Source organism: Listeria fleischmannii subsp. fleischmannii LU2006-1 (assembly GCF_000344175.1).
Taxonomy (GTDB): domain Bacteria; phylum Bacillota; class Bacilli; order Lactobacillales; family Listeriaceae; genus Listeria; species Listeria fleischmannii.
The window spans coordinates 89,244-105,661 of sequence record NZ_ALWW01000003.1 but is presented as its reverse complement, the minus strand read 5'-3'; the positions used below and the strand labels follow the sequence as shown (position 1 = coordinate 105,661).

16 protein-coding genes, 2 tRNA genes and 1 pseudogene are annotated in these 16,418 nt (G+C 39.9%); all 19 read right to left on the bottom strand.

Features of this window, described 5'->3' with window-relative positions; all coding sequences use genetic code 11:
• Positions 1-7: 7 nt before the first annotated feature.
• Positions 8-691 (bottom strand): zinc metallopeptidase, encoded by a 684-nt coding sequence (locus LFLEISCH_RS01990; protein WP_007472553.1) that lies wholly within the window; start codon positions 689-691, stop codon positions 8-10.
• A gap of 105 nt (positions 692-796) precedes the next feature.
• On the bottom strand, positions 797-1,426 hold the full coding sequence (gene lhaT / locus LFLEISCH_RS01985) for a lipoprotein heptaprenylglyceryl N-acetyltransferase LhaT (protein ID WP_174269985.1): 630 nt from the start codon (positions 1,424-1,426) through the stop codon (positions 797-799).
• A 56-nt stretch (positions 1,427-1,482) separates the two neighbouring features.
• Complete coding sequence (locus LFLEISCH_RS01980) at positions 1,483-2,019, bottom strand: ReoY family proteolytic degradation factor (protein WP_007472550.1); 537 nt, start codon at positions 2,017-2,019, stop codon at positions 1,483-1,485.
• Positions 2,020-2,046: 27 nt separating this feature from the next.
• Positions 2,047-3,303 (bottom strand): tetratricopeptide repeat protein, encoded by a 1,257-nt coding sequence (locus LFLEISCH_RS01975; protein WP_007472548.1) that lies wholly within the window; start codon positions 3,301-3,303, stop codon positions 2,047-2,049.
• Positions 3,304-3,669: 366 nt separating this feature from the next.
• Positions 3,670-4,941, bottom strand: coding sequence for a 3-phosphoshikimate 1-carboxyvinyltransferase (gene aroA, locus LFLEISCH_RS01970; RefSeq protein ID WP_007472546.1), 1,272 nt, complete (start codon positions 4,939-4,941; stop codon positions 3,670-3,672).
• Between the two features lie 10 nt (positions 4,942-4,951).
• Positions 4,952-6,055, bottom strand: a complete 1,104-nt coding sequence (locus LFLEISCH_RS01965) for a prephenate dehydrogenase (RefSeq protein ID WP_007472544.1) — start codon at positions 6,053-6,055, stop codon at positions 4,952-4,954.
• Positions 6,056-6,067: 12 nt separating this feature from the next.
• On the bottom strand, positions 6,068-7,153 hold the full coding sequence (gene hisC, locus LFLEISCH_RS01960; protein WP_007472542.1) for a histidinol-phosphate transaminase: 1,086 nt from the start codon (positions 7,151-7,153) through the stop codon (positions 6,068-6,070).
• A complete protein-coding gene (aroH, locus tag LFLEISCH_RS01955; RefSeq protein WP_007472540.1) occupies positions 7,153-7,527 on the bottom strand; it encodes a chorismate mutase in 375 nt (124 codons plus the stop codon). Before aroH ends, hisC begins: the two co-directional genes overlap by 1 nt.
• 5 nt (positions 7,528-7,532) lie before the next feature.
• A complete protein-coding gene (gene aroB / locus LFLEISCH_RS01950; protein ID WP_007472538.1) occupies positions 7,533-8,618 on the bottom strand; it encodes a 3-dehydroquinate synthase in 1,086 nt (361 codons plus the stop codon).
• Positions 8,619-9,785: a chorismate synthase gene (gene aroC / locus LFLEISCH_RS01945; RefSeq protein WP_007472536.1), complete on the bottom strand. Its 1,167-nt coding sequence runs from the start codon at positions 9,783-9,785 to the stop codon at positions 8,619-8,621. It abuts the gene before it with no gap.
• A 129-nt stretch (positions 9,786-9,914) separates the two neighbouring features.
• Complete coding sequence (gene ndk, locus LFLEISCH_RS01940) at positions 9,915-10,358, bottom strand: nucleoside-diphosphate kinase (protein WP_007472533.1); 444 nt, start codon at positions 10,356-10,358, stop codon at positions 9,915-9,917.
• A 12-nt stretch (positions 10,359-10,370) separates the two neighbouring features.
• Positions 10,371-11,340 (bottom strand): annotated as a pseudogene (gene hepT / locus LFLEISCH_RS01935) (heptaprenyl diphosphate synthase component II).
• On the bottom strand, positions 11,330-12,052 hold the full coding sequence (locus LFLEISCH_RS01930) for a demethylmenaquinone methyltransferase (protein WP_007472531.1): 723 nt from the start codon (positions 12,050-12,052) through the stop codon (positions 11,330-11,332). Before LFLEISCH_RS01930 ends, hepT begins: the two are co-directional and overlap by 11 nt.
• A 19-nt stretch (positions 12,053-12,071) precedes the next feature.
• Positions 12,072-12,839 carry a heptaprenyl diphosphate synthase component 1 gene (locus LFLEISCH_RS01925; protein WP_007472529.1) on the bottom strand — a complete coding sequence of 256 codons (768 nt, stop codon included), beginning with the start codon at positions 12,837-12,839 and terminating at the stop codon, positions 12,072-12,074.
• A 76-nt stretch (positions 12,840-12,915) separates the two neighbouring features.
• The gene (gene folE, locus LFLEISCH_RS01920) at positions 12,916-13,485 is read right to left on the bottom strand and encodes a GTP cyclohydrolase I FolE (RefSeq protein ID WP_007472527.1); all 570 of its coding nucleotides are present in this window, start codon (positions 13,483-13,485) and stop codon (positions 12,916-12,918) included.
• Between the two features lie 148 nt (positions 13,486-13,633).
• A tRNA-Asp gene (locus LFLEISCH_RS01915) sits at positions 13,634-13,706 on the bottom strand.
• A 2-nt stretch (positions 13,707-13,708) separates the two neighbouring features.
• Positions 13,709-13,780, bottom strand: a tRNA-Glu gene (locus tag LFLEISCH_RS01910).
• Between the two features lie 135 nt (positions 13,781-13,915).
• Positions 13,916-15,445, bottom strand: a complete 1,530-nt coding sequence (locus LFLEISCH_RS14505) for a hypothetical protein (protein WP_051057277.1) — start codon at positions 15,443-15,445, stop codon at positions 13,916-13,918.
• A gap of 41 nt (positions 15,446-15,486) precedes the next feature.
• The gene (locus LFLEISCH_RS14500) at positions 15,487-16,410 is read right to left on the bottom strand and encodes a pectate lyase-like adhesive domain-containing protein (RefSeq protein ID WP_051057276.1); all 924 of its coding nucleotides are present in this window, start codon (positions 16,408-16,410) and stop codon (positions 15,487-15,489) included.
• Positions 16,411-16,418: the final 8 nt, after the last annotated feature.

Sequence of the window (16,418 nt, the reverse complement as noted above, 5' to 3'; positions counted from 1 at the left end):
TTTATCATTAGTTACGATTCATATTGGTGAAAATTAACAGTAAGCGAAGTAACTCAAGTACCGCTACAGCCATTGCTGCCACGTAAGTCATAGCCGCTGCACTAAGCACTTTTTTCGCTTGGGGTTGTTCCGTTGACGCGAGGAAACCGCCGTCTTCAAGTTGAACGAGTGCCCGTTTACTTGCATCAAACTCAACAGGGAGTGTAATCACTTGGAATAGTACACCCACTGCCATTAAAACAATTCCGATAAGCATTAAACTTGGAATGGTAGCAAGCATTCCGATAATGAGGAATACCCAAGAAATGTTTGAACTGAACATCGTTACAGGAACAAGAGCAGAACGGAAACGCATAAAAGCATAATCCTCTTTATCTTGAATCGCATGCCCCACTTCATGTGCCGCAACTGCTGCGGCCGCAATGGAAGCTTCGTGATAGTTTGCTTCTGAAAGAAAGACGGCTTTTTTACTTGGATCATAATGATCGCTTAAAACGCCTTTTGTAGCGTGCACTGGAACATTAGATAGACCGTTTCGATCTAAAATCATTCTCGCCACCTCAGCACCTGTCTGTCCGCTTCTAACGCGTACTTTAGAATACTGGGCGTAGGTGCTTTTAACACGAAACTGTGCCCAAAGCGGAATTGCTGCTACGATTAAAAAATAGATAATATATGATCCGAATGACATTTAAATCAACTTCCTCCTAAAATTAGTTTCACTAACCTTGATTAGTTTTAATTATAAAGTATCTTTATACGCTTCTCAATAACTTTTCCTTACTATGAGAAAATTCTAATCTTGAAATAATTCCAATTTAAAGTGATTTTCTTTTAAAGATTTTTGATACACATAGGTAAGCACAAAAATAGTAAGCCAAAATGTCGCATAACCGATATAGGGTAAAAAGCGTTCTAGTCCCATATAAATAGGCATTTGTCCAAATAAGTAATCAATCACATCATTATGTAATACCCAAACAGCCGCAATCATAAAATGCCCTATCCGAAAGCGGTAAAACGGAGCGTACACCATGGCCTGGATAGCCATAAATCCGTGGCTAATCATCAACATGACACCTGTCCAAATAAGAGTTTGTGTATCAATCATTAGAAAAATATTCATGCCGACTGCCCATAAACCGTATTTCATCAAACTGACAAACGCAAGTGCCTCCATAAGTGGCCAGTGTTTTTTTGCCAAAAAAGCGGCAATGACAAAAAAGAAAAATAAAACAGCGGTTGGACTATCTGGAACAAAGAGCCAAAAAACTGGTTTTGTTATTTCAAGTTGCGGGATATACCAAATATAACCATAAATTGCCCCTAAAAAATTAATAATTAAAAGTAGCCGTAAAAATGTACGGTTTTGCAGCCATGCATACACATGATTTCCCCCATTCCTCCAAAAAACAAAACTGGGCATTTTTTTAAGTCATTGGGCGCTAAACGCTCGAACTTAAAACTTACCCAGCTTTTTATTTACTCATTCATTTCTTTTAAAAAAGCAGAAAGTTCTAGAAAACGTTTCTTATCCCCCGCATCAAGTGCGCGGTCAATTTCCTGCTTAATAGACTCTTCCGTAAAATCACTCAATGTTCGCTCTAAAAAGTCACTTGCAAGTTGTTGTTCTTCTTCCCCAATAACTAAGGCTCTATGCGGATTATCTTCACGCACAAGGGCATATTCAGGTGACAAAAGAGCATCACTAAAATGAAGGACAATATATAGTTCCTCATCCCAATTTAAGCGAATGTCATGAAACGCTTTTTCCGGATCACTTGTCGTAATCTTTCCTTTAAAAAAACGGAATGGTTCATGATCAACGCCTTGCGCAGAAAGAACAAGTCCGCGGCGACAACCTTCTAAATCATCAACAAAATGAACATATTGCATGATTTGATCGTGACCCGCAATATAGTTTAATACCCACATTGCCTCCCGCATTTTCATTTGATGTGTATTTAATAGCCAACGAATAAAATCTTTTTTCTCGTCTATAGAAATGGATGCCTTCATCACACTCACTCCTTCCGAATTTTTCATTTAAAAATCAAGTAAATTTCGAATTTCCGAATCCTCAGGTATAAATTCTAAATAACGCGTAAATACAGCATTCGCATTTTGAATATCTCCTTCTTCACGTAAAAACAAACCATATTCACGCAAGAAAGTCGGATTGTTTTCAAAATGAGGATAAGCTTTTTCAAAATTTTCTTTTGCTTTATTATATTGTTCTGTGCCACTGTATGCAACACTTAAGTCCCAAAAAATTTGCGAATCCGTCACCAGTTCATCTGGAAGTGCCTCTACTACTTCAAGCAAACCTTCAAAATCTTCTTTGGCTAAAAGGAGCTTGTTTAGTTCTAAAATCGCCATCACATATTCCTCATCAAGCACTATCGCTTGTCTATAAAACTCCTCAGCCTCCTCTAATTTCCCTAAACGGTCCGCCACTTTCCCGCCTTCAAAAAAGAGTTCTTTGTTAAACTCATCATATTTTAAACCTTCCTTAAGCGCCTCAAGCGCCTTTTCTGGTTCGCCATTTTCTTGGTAGCTTTTTGAAAGATACGGATATAAAGTCGTATAAGCCGGATCGTGCTCTTTTAAATGCGTAAAAGCATGAATCGCTTGTACGTATTCCTTCGCCTGAAACGCCGTCAGACCTAAGCCAAATAAAGTATCAACAGATTCATGTTCTTGCAGTGCTTTTTCATAAAAAGGTAACGCTTCTTCAAACGCGCCACTCGCACTATACGCTTCTGCGATTCGTTCGTAAATGGAAATGGTTCCTTGGGCAAGTTCCGAGACACCAGTATCTAAAACTGTTTGATAATACTGAACCGCTAAAAGAAATCTACCTTGCGATAAATAATACTCCCCTAAAGCAAAATCAATTATCGCTTCATTTGGCACTAATTTTTTAGCCTCAAGCAGTTTTTGCTCGGTTACTTCAAATAATCCTTGCATTTGATATAAATCTGCTAACACGAGTAAGCTCTCAACATAGGCCTCATCTTGTTTATTTACCGATTCTAAGTAATCTTGTGCTGTATCGATATCATCTTTTTCAAGAGCTACTTCGGCCGCCCGGACAAGAAGTGCACCTTCATCTTTATAATTTGCGAGCAGAAGTTCATATAAATCCTCCGCTTCGTCTAAAAAACCTAAACTAAATAACTGTTCCGCTAAAAAAAATTGTTCCTCATCTGATCCATTTTGAATCGCTAAATCAAAATACTTTTTAGCAGCAGCCATATCTTCGTGCTCTAATGCATGTAACATATTTTCTGCATTTTCCATGACGCACCCCCATGTCCTTTAAAATCGTGGATACTATTATATCAATAAATCCCTTAGTAAACTACCCTTTTGCTTAAAAAGACATTTTTAAAATAATAGAAAGCCCTCTTCCTTCTTCGTTTTGAACTAAATGAAAAGAAGCTAAATAGCTTCTTTTCAGCTTGTAGAAAAACTCAAAGTTTACATAAAACAAAACGCTTCACACCAAAATCAGACTGCTGACAAATGGTGAGATTCTAGGCAGGGCCGAGTACCGGAGCGGAGCGTACTCGAGTACGTGAGCACCGGAACGGAGGCCCGAGCGACGAAGATTGCCGTTTGAGAGCAGTCTGAAAGAAGCTAAATAGCTTCTTTTCATTAAATCTACTATATAAAAAGTCCTTCCAAATCCTCAAAAAATTGTGGATAGGAGATAGAAACAGCCTCTGCTTTTTGAAGATCAACTTCCCCGTCTTCCACTAAAAGCGCTGCAATTTGAAGCATCATACCAATACGATGATCGCCGTAACTTGTCACATTTGCACCGTGCAACTTGGTCTTTCCGCGGATAATTAAACCATCTGCTGTAGGCGTAATATCCGCGCCCATTTTTGTAAGTTCCGTTGCCACCGCATCAATTCGGTTCGTTTCTTTCACTTTAAGCTCTTCCGCATCACGGATAATCGTTTCACCTTCTGCTTGAGTAGCTAAAAGCGCAATAATAGGTAATTCGTCGATTAGACGCGGAATTAGTTCACCTGAAATTGTAGTGCCTTTTAGTTGGGAGGCGCGAACAGTGATTTCACCCGCTAGGCCATTTTCTTCTACTGAAATGTCTCCGCCCATCGCGCTTACAACATCAATAATTCCTGTCCGTGTAGGGTTTAATCCCACATTCTTTAAAACAATCTCGCTCTTTTTCGCAATCAAACCCGCTACAATGAAAAAAGCAGCAGAAGAAATATCACCCGGAACCGTTATCGATTGTCCCATAAGCGCCTGATTTCCAGAGACGCGAATCGCTAAACCGTCCACGTCAATATGTCCGCCAAAAGCGGTAATCATTTCTTCTGTATGGTCACGTGTTTTTTCTTTCTCATAAATAACCGTTTCACCTTCTGCCTGAAGGGCCGCAAAAATAATGGCACTTTTTACTTGCGCACTAGCCACTGGCATATGGTAGGTGATTCCGTGTAAGCTTTTTGTGGGCTTAATTTGAATCGGCGCAAATTCGCTTCCATTGTTTCCTGAAATTTGTGCGCCCATTTCTTGAAGTGGTAGCATAACTCTATTCATTGGTCGTTTTTGAATGGAGGCATCCCCAATAAGCGTTGTCGCAAACGGTGCAGAAGCAAGGATTCCCATCATGATGCGAATTGTTGTGCCTGAATTCCCAACATCAAGTGGCTTATTTGCTTGTTTTAATCCATCAAAACCGACACCTTGCACGATAATTTCATCAGGCGTTTCTTCAATTTGCACGCCTAAATCACGGAATGCTTGGATAGTGCTTAAACAGTCATCCGCTCTTAAAAAATGACGAATTCGTGTTTCGCCATTCGCCAGGGCGCCAAACATGATGCTTCGATGCGAAATCGATTTGTCTCCCGGTACTATTAAAGTTCCTACTAACTCTTTTTTTCCTGTCTGTAACTTCATTAGGTCCTCCTCACTCTTCTACATAGCAGGTGTATGCAGCCTTTAATTCAATACTTTTTTTAGCGCGCAAACGATCGGCTTCATTTTGAAATGTAATTTGTAAAATCCCGTTTATATCTTCACGTGTTTCTAAAATTTTCAAATTCGTTAAACTAATTTTTTCTTGTGCTAAAATAGCAGTCACTTCTGAAATCACACCCGGATAGTCTGGAACATCGACAAATAAATCGTAAAAGGCCGGAATAGCCCCTCTGTGAATTGGTAAAGAATCACGAAATTCCTTGGCTCTATCAAAAAAATCAAAAATCGCATCATCATCTGACTGGTCAATCAGTTGAATAGCTTCACTCATTCGGTCGCGCCAAGAGGTGAGTTGCTCTTTTAAAATGTCACGGTTACTAATGGAAATATCCGTCCACATCCTCGGATCACTTGAAGCAACCCTTGTAATATCACGAAAGCCTCCAGCCGCCAAACTAAACGCATCAGGATGTTGCGCCGTAAATCTTTCCGTTTCTTGGACTAGGGCTGCAGCCACAATATGTGGAAGGTGACTAAGCATACCTGTAATTTGGTCGTGTTCTCTAGGCGTTAAAATTAAAAACTTCGCATTTGTCCCGCTAAGCCATTCTTTTAACTCAGGCAGCCTTTTACTTGCGTCATCTGTACCTGCCGTTAATAAATAATAGGCATTTTCAAATAGCAAGCGCTTAGCAGCTGTTACGCCGCTTTTATGCGAGCCTGCCATTGGATGCCCGCCGATAAATGTAATGGATTTTTCCGCCAAACTTTCTGCTGCTCTCATAACGGTTTGCTTTGTACTTCCTGTATCCGTTATGATAACCTGTTTTTTTAAGTTTAATCCTGGTAAATGTTTGACAAGCTCTTCGGTTTCTTTCACTGGGCAGCAAAAAATAAGTAAATCTGCTTTTGGTGCATCAACCACGATACTTTCGCCAATTTCATCAATGATGCCAAGAGCGAGTCCTTTTTCAAGCGTACTGAGCGACACGTCGATTCCAATAATGTGCGCCTCTTTATGTTTCGCTTTAATAGAAAGCGCAATCGAACCGCCAATTAGCCCGAGGCCAACAATCACGACTGTTCCCTTCATATCGGTCGCCTCCTAATCCAAAAACTCTTTTAAAAGCGCAATCACTTGAGCAACATCTTCTTCTGTCCCAACCGTAATACGCACAGCTGTTTTAAAACCGAGAGCAGCCCCTGATCTTGTAATAAAGCCATTTTTCTCTAGAAAAGAAAAAATTTCCGCTGCATCTCTGCCAAGATCGAGCAGTACAAAATTGCCTTGCGACGGGTAGAGCTTAACATTTGGATAAGCTTCGCTAAAGCTTTTAAAAGCCGCAATACCTGCGTGATTTAATGCCCGACACTCCGCAACAAACGCTTGGTCTAATAGCGCTTCTTTCGCTAACATTTGACCAGCCGTCGTAGTATTAAACGGTGGTCTTACAATATTTAAATAATAAACAATTTCCTTAGAGCAAATTCCGTAGCCCACACGCGAACTAGCGAGCCCGTAAATTTTACTAAAAGTTCTTGTAATAATCAAATTAGGAAATTCACGAATCCATTTTTCATGTGCAAGAGGTTGCGGCTCCACATATTCAATATAGGCCTCATCTAAAACGACTAAACAATCCTCTGGAACTTTTTGAATAAAGGCGCGAATATCTTCAAGGGGTAGAAAATTACCGGTTGGATTATTAGGATTGCAAATCCATACAATGGCCGTTTTATCGTCAATCGCTTCAAGCATCTTCTCAAAATCATGATGCCCGTCAGGTTTTAACGCAATTTCTCTCACTTCTGCCCCTTCAATAAGTGCATTTTGTCGGTATTGTACAAACGTTGGTGTAGCCATTACTGTATTTGTTGTGGCATCTAACAAGACGCGTGTCAAAAGCTCAATTAATTCATCTACACCTGCTGTAAAAATTAGTTCCTCTTCCGAAATATCATAGAAATCTGCGACCGTTTTTCTTAAATCACTCGCATGACCATCTGGATAGATTTCAGTTTGAAAAGATAATTCACGCGCAAGTTTCTGTACTTTTTTTGAAGCACCAAGCGGATTTTCATTGGAAGAAAGTTTTGTAATTTTAGTTAAACCCAACTCTTCCATCACCGCTTCTTCCCTTTTTCCCGGCTTATAAGAATGAAGTCCTGCCAAAGACGTTTTCCATTTCATCATGAATCCTTCCTTTCAACAAGGTCTGGTCGCAGGCGAACCGCATCCTTTAAATAAATATGTTCAATCTCGGCAAGTGGTTTATCAATATTCGCTTGTACCATCATCCGAATACAGCGAACTGGTGCGCCTTTTACTGGAATTTCTTGCATTCCCATAACAGGCACAAGTTCAAAACCAGGCGTAACGCGAACAGCACGCGCCGGAAATGCCGCATTAATATCTTCAGTTACCGTAATAATGACCGAAATAAGAGCTTCCGCATCCGCAATTTGATTTTGTTTTAAAATTTCTTGAAAAAGCTCGCTCGTCGCCTCGTAAATTTCACTAGCCGTATTTTGTTCTATAGTCGTTGCACCGCGAATCGCTCTCACATTCATCATTCTCCTTTTTTCATTTGGTTAAAAGTTTGTAAAATCAGTGCCCGGTCACAAGGAACCAGTTTCATCTCACCAATTTGACTTAACAACACCATTTTAATTTCTTCAAATGTCGTTTTCTTGTCATGTAACATATTTTCAAAAATCGCCTCAAATGGCACATCGCTAGGAAGCGCCGTTTCGTATCCTAAACCATCCAACCACGAAATCAATTCATCTAGGTCAAATGCCAAATTTTGCGTCGCCTCACTCATCAAAATAGCGTATAACATCCCATAAATAATAGCTTCGCCGTGAAGAAAACGCGAAAATTGACCGTACGCTTCAAGCGCGTGCCCAAACGTATGTCCGAAATTTAAATACGCCCGCACACCTTGTTCCGTCTCATCTTGCGCCACAATGCCCGCCTTCACCAAAATCCCTTTTTCTAAAAAAGGTGTTAAATCTTTGGAATAAAAGTCATCTGCCGTTTTAAAAGTAGCCATAAGCTCATCTAATAACGCCTGGTCACTGATTAAAGCATGTTTAATGAGCTCCGCAAATCCAGAGCGCATTTCACGTACTGGAAGGGTCTTAAGAAGCGAGGTATCATAAATAACTGCCTCAGGTTGATAAAATTGACCCACTAAATTTTTCCCTAGCGGATGATTAATCGCCACTTTCCCACCAACCGCGCTATCATGAGCTAAAACCGTAGTTGGAATTTGATAAAACGGAATCCCGCGCATATACGTTGAGGCCACAAATCCACCTAAATCGCCAATCACACCGCCGCCAAAAGCCAGTAAAACCGACTTCCGGTCAAGCCCCGTTTCAATAATTTTCGTCATCACATCTTCATAAACTTGAAATGTTTTCGCTTCCTCACCATTTGGCGTTACATAATAAGTCACCTGATCTAAGTCTTGCAGTAGCGTATCAAGCTTTCCTTTATGAAGCGAAAAAACATGCTTATCCGTCAAAACAAAAACTTTTGAAAATCCTTTTAGCTCGTTTAAAAACTCATCACGGAAAATGTGTAACATGTCATGGCCAATTCTCACACTGTACGTCTTACTAGCCGTTTGAACTGTAATCGTAGACATTTAAAAATCCCTCGTTAGTTCGCGATGCTCTTCTACATGTTTCTTTAAAACATCAAAACGATCGCTATCAAATTTATCAAGCACAGCACAAGCCACTTCCCATGCCACAACATTTTCAGCCACAACACTGGCCGCTGGAACAGCAGAACTGTCTGAACGCTCAACGCTAGCCGTGAAAGGCTCTTTCGTATCAATATCCACACTTTGAAGTGGTTTATATAAAGTTGGAATAGGCTTCATCACACCACGTACGACAATTGGCATCCCATTTGTCATTCCGCCTTCAAAGCCACCCAAATTATTGCTTGTACGTGTATAGCCGGAATCTTTGGACCAGACAATTTCATCCATCACTTCGCTACCGTATTTTCTGGCTGCTTCGAAACCGACACCAAATTCTGCTCCTTTAAAAGCATTAATACTAACGATTGCACGTGCAATTTTGGCATCTAATTTTTTATCCCACTGTACGTAGCTACCTAAACCAGCTGGAACACCGCCGACAACAACTTCAACAATTCCGCCGATTGTGTCTCCTTTTTTCTTTGTATCGTCGATTTTATCCATCATCGCCTGTTCTATTTCTTTATCAAGTGTTCGGACAGGGGATTCATTCGCAATGTCAGCAATTTCTGAAACCGTGTAATCACGCGTTAAATTAGCCCGCACACCGCCAATTTCTAACACATGCGCTGCCACTATAATTCCCAGTTCTCGTAAAAGTTGTTTCGCGACAGCCCCCGCTGCTACTCGAACTGTAGTTTCTCTTGCGCTTGAACGCTCTAATACATTACGCATGTCGCGGTGACCATATTTCATGCCCCCCACTAAATCCGCATGTCCAGGGCGAGGTCTCGAAACTTTTCGTGACGCTTCATGTTTCTCATCCACGGGATCGATACTCATAACAGTTTCCCAGTGTTTCCAATCTTTATTTTCCACAAAAATTGCAACAGGTGCCCCAAGCGTTTTCCCGTGGCGAATCCCAGCTGTAATTTGCGCACGGTCTTTTTCAATTTTCATCCGAGCACCTCGACCATGCCCACCTTGTCTTCTTTTTAATTCAACATTAATATCTTCAGATAAAAGCGGCATCCCCGCAGGAAGCCCCTCAATAATTGTCGTTAAACCAGGTCCATGTGATTCTCCAGCCGTTAAGTATCTCATTCGTCATTCTCCTTTACCTTCGATATTTTAGCGCTTTAAAGTGTATGTGTTAAATAATAGCATAACATCCACTAGAAAACAACCGATTATTTTGAAAAAACTGCCTCTATAAGTAAGAGACAGTCTCATTTAAAGCCAAGAATCCGTAGCTTTTTCATAATCAAGCAATTCTTCTTTTTTAAAAAAGAGCCCGATTTCTCGTTCGGCAGATGCCGCGCTATCTGATCCGTGGATAATATTCCGATTGGTGTGCAGGCCGAAATCAAAACGAATCGTCCCAGGAAGAGCTTCGAGGGGGTTTGTTTTGCCCATCATTTGGCGTGCCGTAGTAATTGCTTCATCGCCTTCTAAAACCATAGCAAAAACAGGGCCGGAAGTAATAAAATGAATTAAATCAGGGAAAAAAGGTTTGCCGTCATGTTCCGCATAATGCGTTTTAGCCAAAGAGTCAGAAATCTGCATGAGCTTAGCTGCTTTAATACGCAAGCCTTTTTGCTCAAAACGGGAGATGAGCTGACCAATTAAGCCGCGCTGTACGCCGTCCGGCTTTACCATTACAAAAGTTTTTTCCATATCACATTCCTCCTAATATTCACGTTTATCAAGCATTTTGACAATTTGTTTTAAAGGCTTAATTTCTTTTGATGAAGGAAAAGTATCTAGAATCGCCATTGCTTTTTTTAAATATGCTGTTGCCACTTGTTCAGATTCTTCTATAGCACCGCTCGCTTTAATTGCATCAACTAAATGTGTAATCTCCTCATCCGTAGAATCTTCCGTTACACGGCTAATACGCTTTTTAAGCAAAAGGGTCACGCATCGCAAAAAAAACAGGGAGCGTAATATTGCCTTGACGTAAATCCTCACCAGCAGGCTTTCCAAGTACTCGTTCAGTGGCCATAAAATCCAAAATATCATCCGTAATTTGAAAAGCCATTCCAACATAGTACCCAAATAAATACAACTGGTCATCCATTTTATCTGGAAGGTCAGCTAAAATTCCGCCAAGCCCCGAACTAGCCGCAATTAAAAGAGCCGTCTTCCTTTTAATACGACGCAAATAAGAACGCACACTTTGATTAAAATTAAATTTATCCTTAATCTGCTCAATCTCACCTACCGCAAGCTCAACCGTTACAGCAGACAACATTTGATGCGCCTTAATATTATCAATTTTGGTCATATATTCAAGCGATTTTGCAAATAAAAAATCACCTGTATACATCGCAATATGATTCCCCCAAATCGCCTTAATCGTTTGACGTCCGCGCCTAAGCTCCGCATCATCCACCACATCATCATGTACAATGGACGCCATATGAATCAGTTCAATGGCAACAGCCGCATCGCGCACAAGGGAAAAATCTTTCGGTTCCCCGAGCCTAGCCGTTAGACAAACAAACATCGGACGAATTCGCTTCCCTCCTGCTTCTAGTAAATGAAGCGCAGAAGCCGAAGTCGTCTCAGCATCCGCATTGCTGACAGCCTGTTTTAACTCTACTTCAATCGCTTCAATATCTTTTTGAACAACAGGGTATAAAAAATTAAATTTCATCGATCGTCACCTTTTTATAGCCAAAATGTGTTGCACTTGCCCCACCACTGTGGGAAATGTATCTCACATAGCGGAAGCCCGCCTCATAAAATAAATCAGATAGCGCTCCCATATCCGGAAAAGTCCGTGTTGATTCCTGCAACCAACTATACTCTTCATAACTTTTAGCAAATAATTTACCAAAAAGTGGCATAACATGTCGAAAATATGTATTAAAAAAAGGACGCCAAAGTGGAACGTTTGGCTGACTCGTATCTAAGCAAACCGCTTGACCGCCTGGTTTTAAAACCCGATTCATTTCTTTTAAAACTTGCAAGTAATCAGGGACATTCCGTAAGCCAAAGCCAATCGTAACAAAGTCAAAACTATTATCCTCAAACGGTAATTCCATTGCGTTCCCGTGGATTAACGTGACATTTTGAAGCCCGCTCTCACTTACTTTCTCTTGACCAATTTGGAGCATATTTTCGCTAAAGTCAAGGCCCACAACAGAACCATCCGCACCCACATGTTTAGCGGATAGAATTGTCCAATCAGCCGTACCACAACAAACATCTAGAACTTTTGCACCTTTTTTAACCCGCATCAATTCCATCGTTTGCTTACGCCAAAATAAATGGAGTTTAAAACTAATCAAACTATTCATTCTGTCATAGTCTGGTGATATTTTTTCAAATACTTTATGCACTTTTTCTTCTTTCGTTTCTACCATTTAAAAAGCCCCTTTACTATTAACGCTGCAGCATCTCGTTTAAACGTCCCATTAATGGTTCCGATAAAGGTTCCGAAACTTTAAGTAAAGCATGTATTGCCGCTTTTACGTCTTGCATAATTTGGAGTAGCCATTCTTCAAAAGTTGCCACCGCATCCTTTACGAAAAAGCCATGGTCGTAAGCGCGTTTTAAAGTGGAAATACCGTATTGTTCATAAAAATAAAGTTCTCGTTCTAAACGTTTGAATAAGATAGCTTGGGAAGCTAGTTCAATAAACACTTCATCTTTTTGAAAATATGTCGCAAATTCACTAAAGATGGCAGAAGAAGATGCTCGTAATTCTCGCATATAATCGTCGTCAGTTACCACGTGAAGTTGGTAAATATTCGTTTTAGCGGTATTCGTTTTTTGAACGCCTTTTTGCAGAGCCGCTAAAAGCTGCGTCATACCAAGTTCAGCCATCGTCCGGTAATAAAGGGCGCTATAATAATCCCCCGCAAGAACAGTAAGTTCCCGACCTTTCCTACTCACATTTCGTCCGTCTTTATCTTCATCAATCATTTCATGCGTATCATGCGCTAATATGACATAGAGCGTAGCTGTTATGATGCGATATTTATCCGTTTCAGCAAGTTCTGAGCCACGAATCGATTCATTTAGCCAAAACATTTGATCTTTATCCGTTTCAGGTCCATAAAAGTTATCTTTCAAAAATTCATAGGCTGATTTTTCATGAACCAATCTTTCAACTTCTTTCAATTGGGCCAGACTCCCTTGATAGGTCATTTAAATTTCCCCTTTAAATCGTAATTACATGAAGTATATTATACCATAAAATAATTTATAAACGTAATGGTTCACTTTACGAATGATTTATCAAAGACATGACTTCACTACGCAATTTATCATCCGAGCGGAAAGCCCCTCTTACAGCACTCGTAATCGTTTTCGCACCCGGCTTATTCACACCACGAATCGTCATACACATATGTTCTGCTTCTAAAACGACCATAACGCCTAGTGGATTTAATTTATCCATCATAGTCTCAGCTACAGTTGTTGTAATCCGCTCTTGAAGTTGCGGTCTTTTACTCACATCATCTACAACGCGAGCAAGTTTACTTAAGCCTGCCACACGCCCATTTTGGGGCAAATAAGCTACATGAGCAACACCAAAAAAAGGAACCAAATGATGTTCACACATTGAAGAAAATCGAATGTCACGTACAAGAACTAGCTCCTCATGCTGCTCTTCAAAAACTGTATTAAAATGAATAGAAGGATCTTTTTTTAGTCCTGAAAAAACTTCTTCATACATACGTGCAACACGCATTGGCGTGTCTAATAATCCTTCTCTATCTGGATTTTCACCAACTGCTTCTAAAATTTCTCGAACTGCATTTGCAATCTTTTTTTTATTAATTTCCTCCATGTCAATACCCCTTTTTGATTTATTCTTTTTCATCTTACCATATCAAACTCTTTACGGTAAATGAAACACATTGCAAACTTGCCACATAACTACCTATAAGCTATTTTTTCACAAAATAAAAAAGCTTATCATTTTGATAAGCTTCAAACGGTCCCGACGGGATTTGAACCCGCGATCTCCTGCGTGACAGGCAGGCATGTTAACCCCTACACCACGGAACCAATGACCCGTACGGGATTCGAACCCGTGTTACCGCCGTGAAAGGGCGGTGTCTTAACCGCTTGACCAACGGGCCATGATGTATAATTATACTACTGTATTAATAAAACTGAATCTGTCAGCTTTTTTATTATATCACATTCTTTCTTACTGTCAAATTTTTTAGTAGAATGATAAAAACCGTTTAAATTTCTTCAAACGGCTTTTTGTATTAAGGCGCATCTTGTAAAGTCCATGCAATTTTGCCTTGATAATCTTCATCTGCATATACACTCGCTGTGTTTGCTTCTACAAGGATACCCCTATTTTCTTCCCAATCAACTGGAACTGGTTCTGCGTTTATGGTTTCGTGTTGGAAAACGGGATACGGGGTTTCATCTAAAATGACTTTTTCACCTTTTTCATTTATAAAAATAAAGGCATTTTTTAAAATATGATTTTGATTTTGGATGGATGTGAGTGGCTTTGTAACAGCTGCACTAACGACCCAATTCGCCCCTTTTTCGCGTGTGTCGACTACAGTAATTTTCCACGTTTTTTCGTCTCGTTTTAAAATTTCTTTTTCACCTGTTATTTGAGCTGTCTTAAAATCCATATTCGGGCTCACTTCATCAAATTTCACGCTACGCGAAAACACTTCAATGGTAATCGTTTTTGTGACGCCTCTAAGCTCAAGGGTTGCTGTATATTCGCCTGGTACTTCCTTTAAATCAAAGCTTTCTACTTCGATTTCATCTGAAATATCCGCACCAGCAAAAATATCATAACCGACTGCCCCTGACTTTTCTTTAATCAGTTGTTCCAGTTCTAAGTTAGATTTCCCGTTCACTTCTGTTTCGTTTACGATAAATGAATTGGCTCTAAGCGCTATATTTTTTTGAACCACTGTATCGCTATCTTTTACAAAAACGGGTACTTCTACTTGCGTTTCGTTAAGCGCTAAATCATGCAATGTGACAAAAGCCTTTTTTAATCCAAAAGTGTCCGTATTCGGTATTTGTATAAGTGTCGCCGTCACGCCCTCGCCAAGTGTCCCATCCGATTTGTCTTTAATATCTTGAACATAATCATATGGATCGGTAGATAAAGTATCCCCGATATCTACAACTTGCGGTATGGCGGTTCCAGCTGGCGGACTCACGTCTTCTACGCCGATGATAGTCATTTTAGAAATATAATAATCCGTTGTTGCTGTAATCACAACTTTTGTATATGGTTTAATAAATCCTTTTGGAATTTTAATTTCAAAATTCCCATTGTCATCTGCTGTACCAGACAATTGTATTTCTTCCTCATTCTCTACATAGTTCACTTGAACACTAGCCCCTCTTGCTGTTTGGCCAGTTAAAACATTCTGATTATCATTCATGGAATCTGCCTCTAAAAAAAGATTTCCAATTGATAGCACTTTTAATTGGGACACATTAAATTCTTCCTTTGAAACAGGCACATTTGAGCTGTCAATTGTTGTAGTCGTTCCGTTAGTCGTTAATCCAATCGCTACATTTGTCTCATCATCTCTACTATAGGAATGGGTCGGATTTCCGATTGTATCAGCTTGTCCCGCTTTATTCCAATAATTAATAACCCCTCCTACTAAATTAAATGTCCCAGATCCACTCGAATAGCTAATCGTTTTGGAGGCTGTATCATTATATAAAAGAAAATACGCCGGATCATCCACAACTAAGTTTCCGCCACTTCCAAATTGAATAAGCTGACCACTTCCTCCCTTTTTCATTGCACTAAAACTAGCATCCCGGCTCACTTTTAATGTGCCATTCAGCTGAAGCAGATGGTTTGTGGAATTCGTCTGCGAAAGCGATACATCTGCCCCTCATCAACGAAAAAATCATTTCCCGGATTATTACGATAAATATAGTTCTTCGTTTCTAAATGAAATGTTGCTTTTTTCCCAATCGTTACATTTATAGGATTGGAACCACTTCGATAAAAAACACCGTTCCCATTTGCAGTAATAGAAACCTTCGCCCCGTCCTGAACTGTAAAGAAATTGCGTGTAGACGAATCTTCCCCGTACCAAACGACACTATTTGATGAAGCTGACGTATGATTGATTTGAATATTTCCGCCAAAAGAAATTCCACCCACTTCACCTAGTTCCTCCGCTGAGGCCGAGCCACTTACAAATTGCCCAATTTCAATGGATGTATTCCCAGTGAGTTCAAGCGTTCCCGCTGTATTCCAAATAAGCTGAGGCCCATGATAATTGACATTGTTATACGTGACATTAACACCCTTTGCTACACTACTCACGTACACAGTCCCATAATAATTTTTCCCAACAATACTCATGTCTTCCATAGTAATTTGTTTAGTTGACGAATTATTGGTTAAATAAATGGTCCCAGATGTACTTGTAGACGAGCCCGTCTCAGTTAAAGTGTGGATTTCATTCGTTTCAAGATCCTTACCTGAAACTGTAAAAGGAACCCGACCAGTTGGAATTTGAATCCCACTAGATAAATTTATATCCGCACCAAAGTATATTTTTGTAATACTATTATTTTGAATGGCAGCTTTTAACTCATTATAATCCTTTACAATCGCTTCATTTTGCTCTAAAACAACTGCGGATGCCTTTAGACCTTTCATTTTATCAGTTAGATGATCCGTCGCCCCAGAAAATAGCACAGCCACTAAACTAGTCAAAGTGAAGAAGAAAATGAATATCCATTTCCTCATAAACTCTC

What these genes read in the sequence shown, in the direction of transcription:
- aroB (WP_007472538.1), bottom strand. Translation starts at nt 8,618, where the DNA reads ATGTCTACGATTACAGTTCAAACGGCTAGTAAGACGTACAGTGTGAGA.
- LFLEISCH_RS14505 (WP_051057277.1), bottom strand. Translation starts at nt 15,445, where the DNA reads ATGAAAAAGGGAGGAAGTGGTCAGCTTATTCAATTTGGAAGTGGCGGA.
- LFLEISCH_RS01980 (WP_007472550.1), bottom strand. Translation starts at nt 2,019, where the DNA reads ATGAAGGCATCCATTTCTATAGACGAGAAAAAAGATTTTATTCGTTGG.
- LFLEISCH_RS01925 (WP_007472529.1), bottom strand. Translation starts at nt 12,839, where the DNA reads ATGACCTATCAAGGGAGTCTGGCCCAATTGAAAGAAGTTGAAAGATTG.
- folE (WP_007472527.1), bottom strand. Translation starts at nt 13,485, where the DNA reads ATGGAGGAAATTAATAAAAAAAAGATTGCAAATGCAGTTCGAGAAATT.
- LFLEISCH_RS01965 (WP_007472544.1), bottom strand. Translation starts at nt 6,055, where the DNA reads ATGAAGGGAACAGTCGTGATTGTTGGCCTCGGGCTAATTGGCGGTTCG.
- aroA (WP_007472546.1), bottom strand. Translation starts at nt 4,941, where the DNA reads ATGAAGTTACAGACAGGAAAAAAAGAGTTAGTAGGAACTTTAATAGTA.
- aroC (WP_007472536.1), bottom strand. Translation starts at nt 9,785, where the DNA reads ATGAGATACTTAACGGCTGGAGAATCACATGGACCTGGTTTAACGACA.
- LFLEISCH_RS01975 (WP_007472548.1), bottom strand. Translation starts at nt 3,303, where the DNA reads ATGGAAAATGCAGAAAATATGTTACATGCATTAGAGCACGAAGATATG.
- ndk (WP_007472533.1), bottom strand. Translation starts at nt 10,358, where the DNA reads ATGGAAAAAACTTTTGTAATGGTAAAGCCGGACGGCGTACAGCGCGGC.
- lhaT (WP_174269985.1), bottom strand. Translation starts at nt 1,426, where the DNA reads ATGCCCAGTTTTGTTTTTTGGAGGAATGGGGGAAATCATGTGTATGCA.
- LFLEISCH_RS01930 (WP_007472531.1), bottom strand. Translation starts at nt 12,052, where the DNA reads ATGGTAGAAACGAAAGAAGAAAAAGTGCATAAAGTATTTGAAAAAATA.
- LFLEISCH_RS14500 (WP_051057276.1), bottom strand. Translation starts at nt 16,410, where the DNA reads ATGAGGAAATGGATATTCATTTTCTTCTTCACTTTGACTAGTTTAGTG.
- hisC (WP_007472542.1), bottom strand. Translation starts at nt 7,153, where the DNA reads ATGAAATGGAAAACGTCTTTGGCAGGACTTCATTCTTATAAGCCGGGA.
- LFLEISCH_RS01990 (WP_007472553.1), bottom strand. Translation starts at nt 691, where the DNA reads ATGTCATTCGGATCATATATTATCTATTTTTTAATCGTAGCAGCAATT.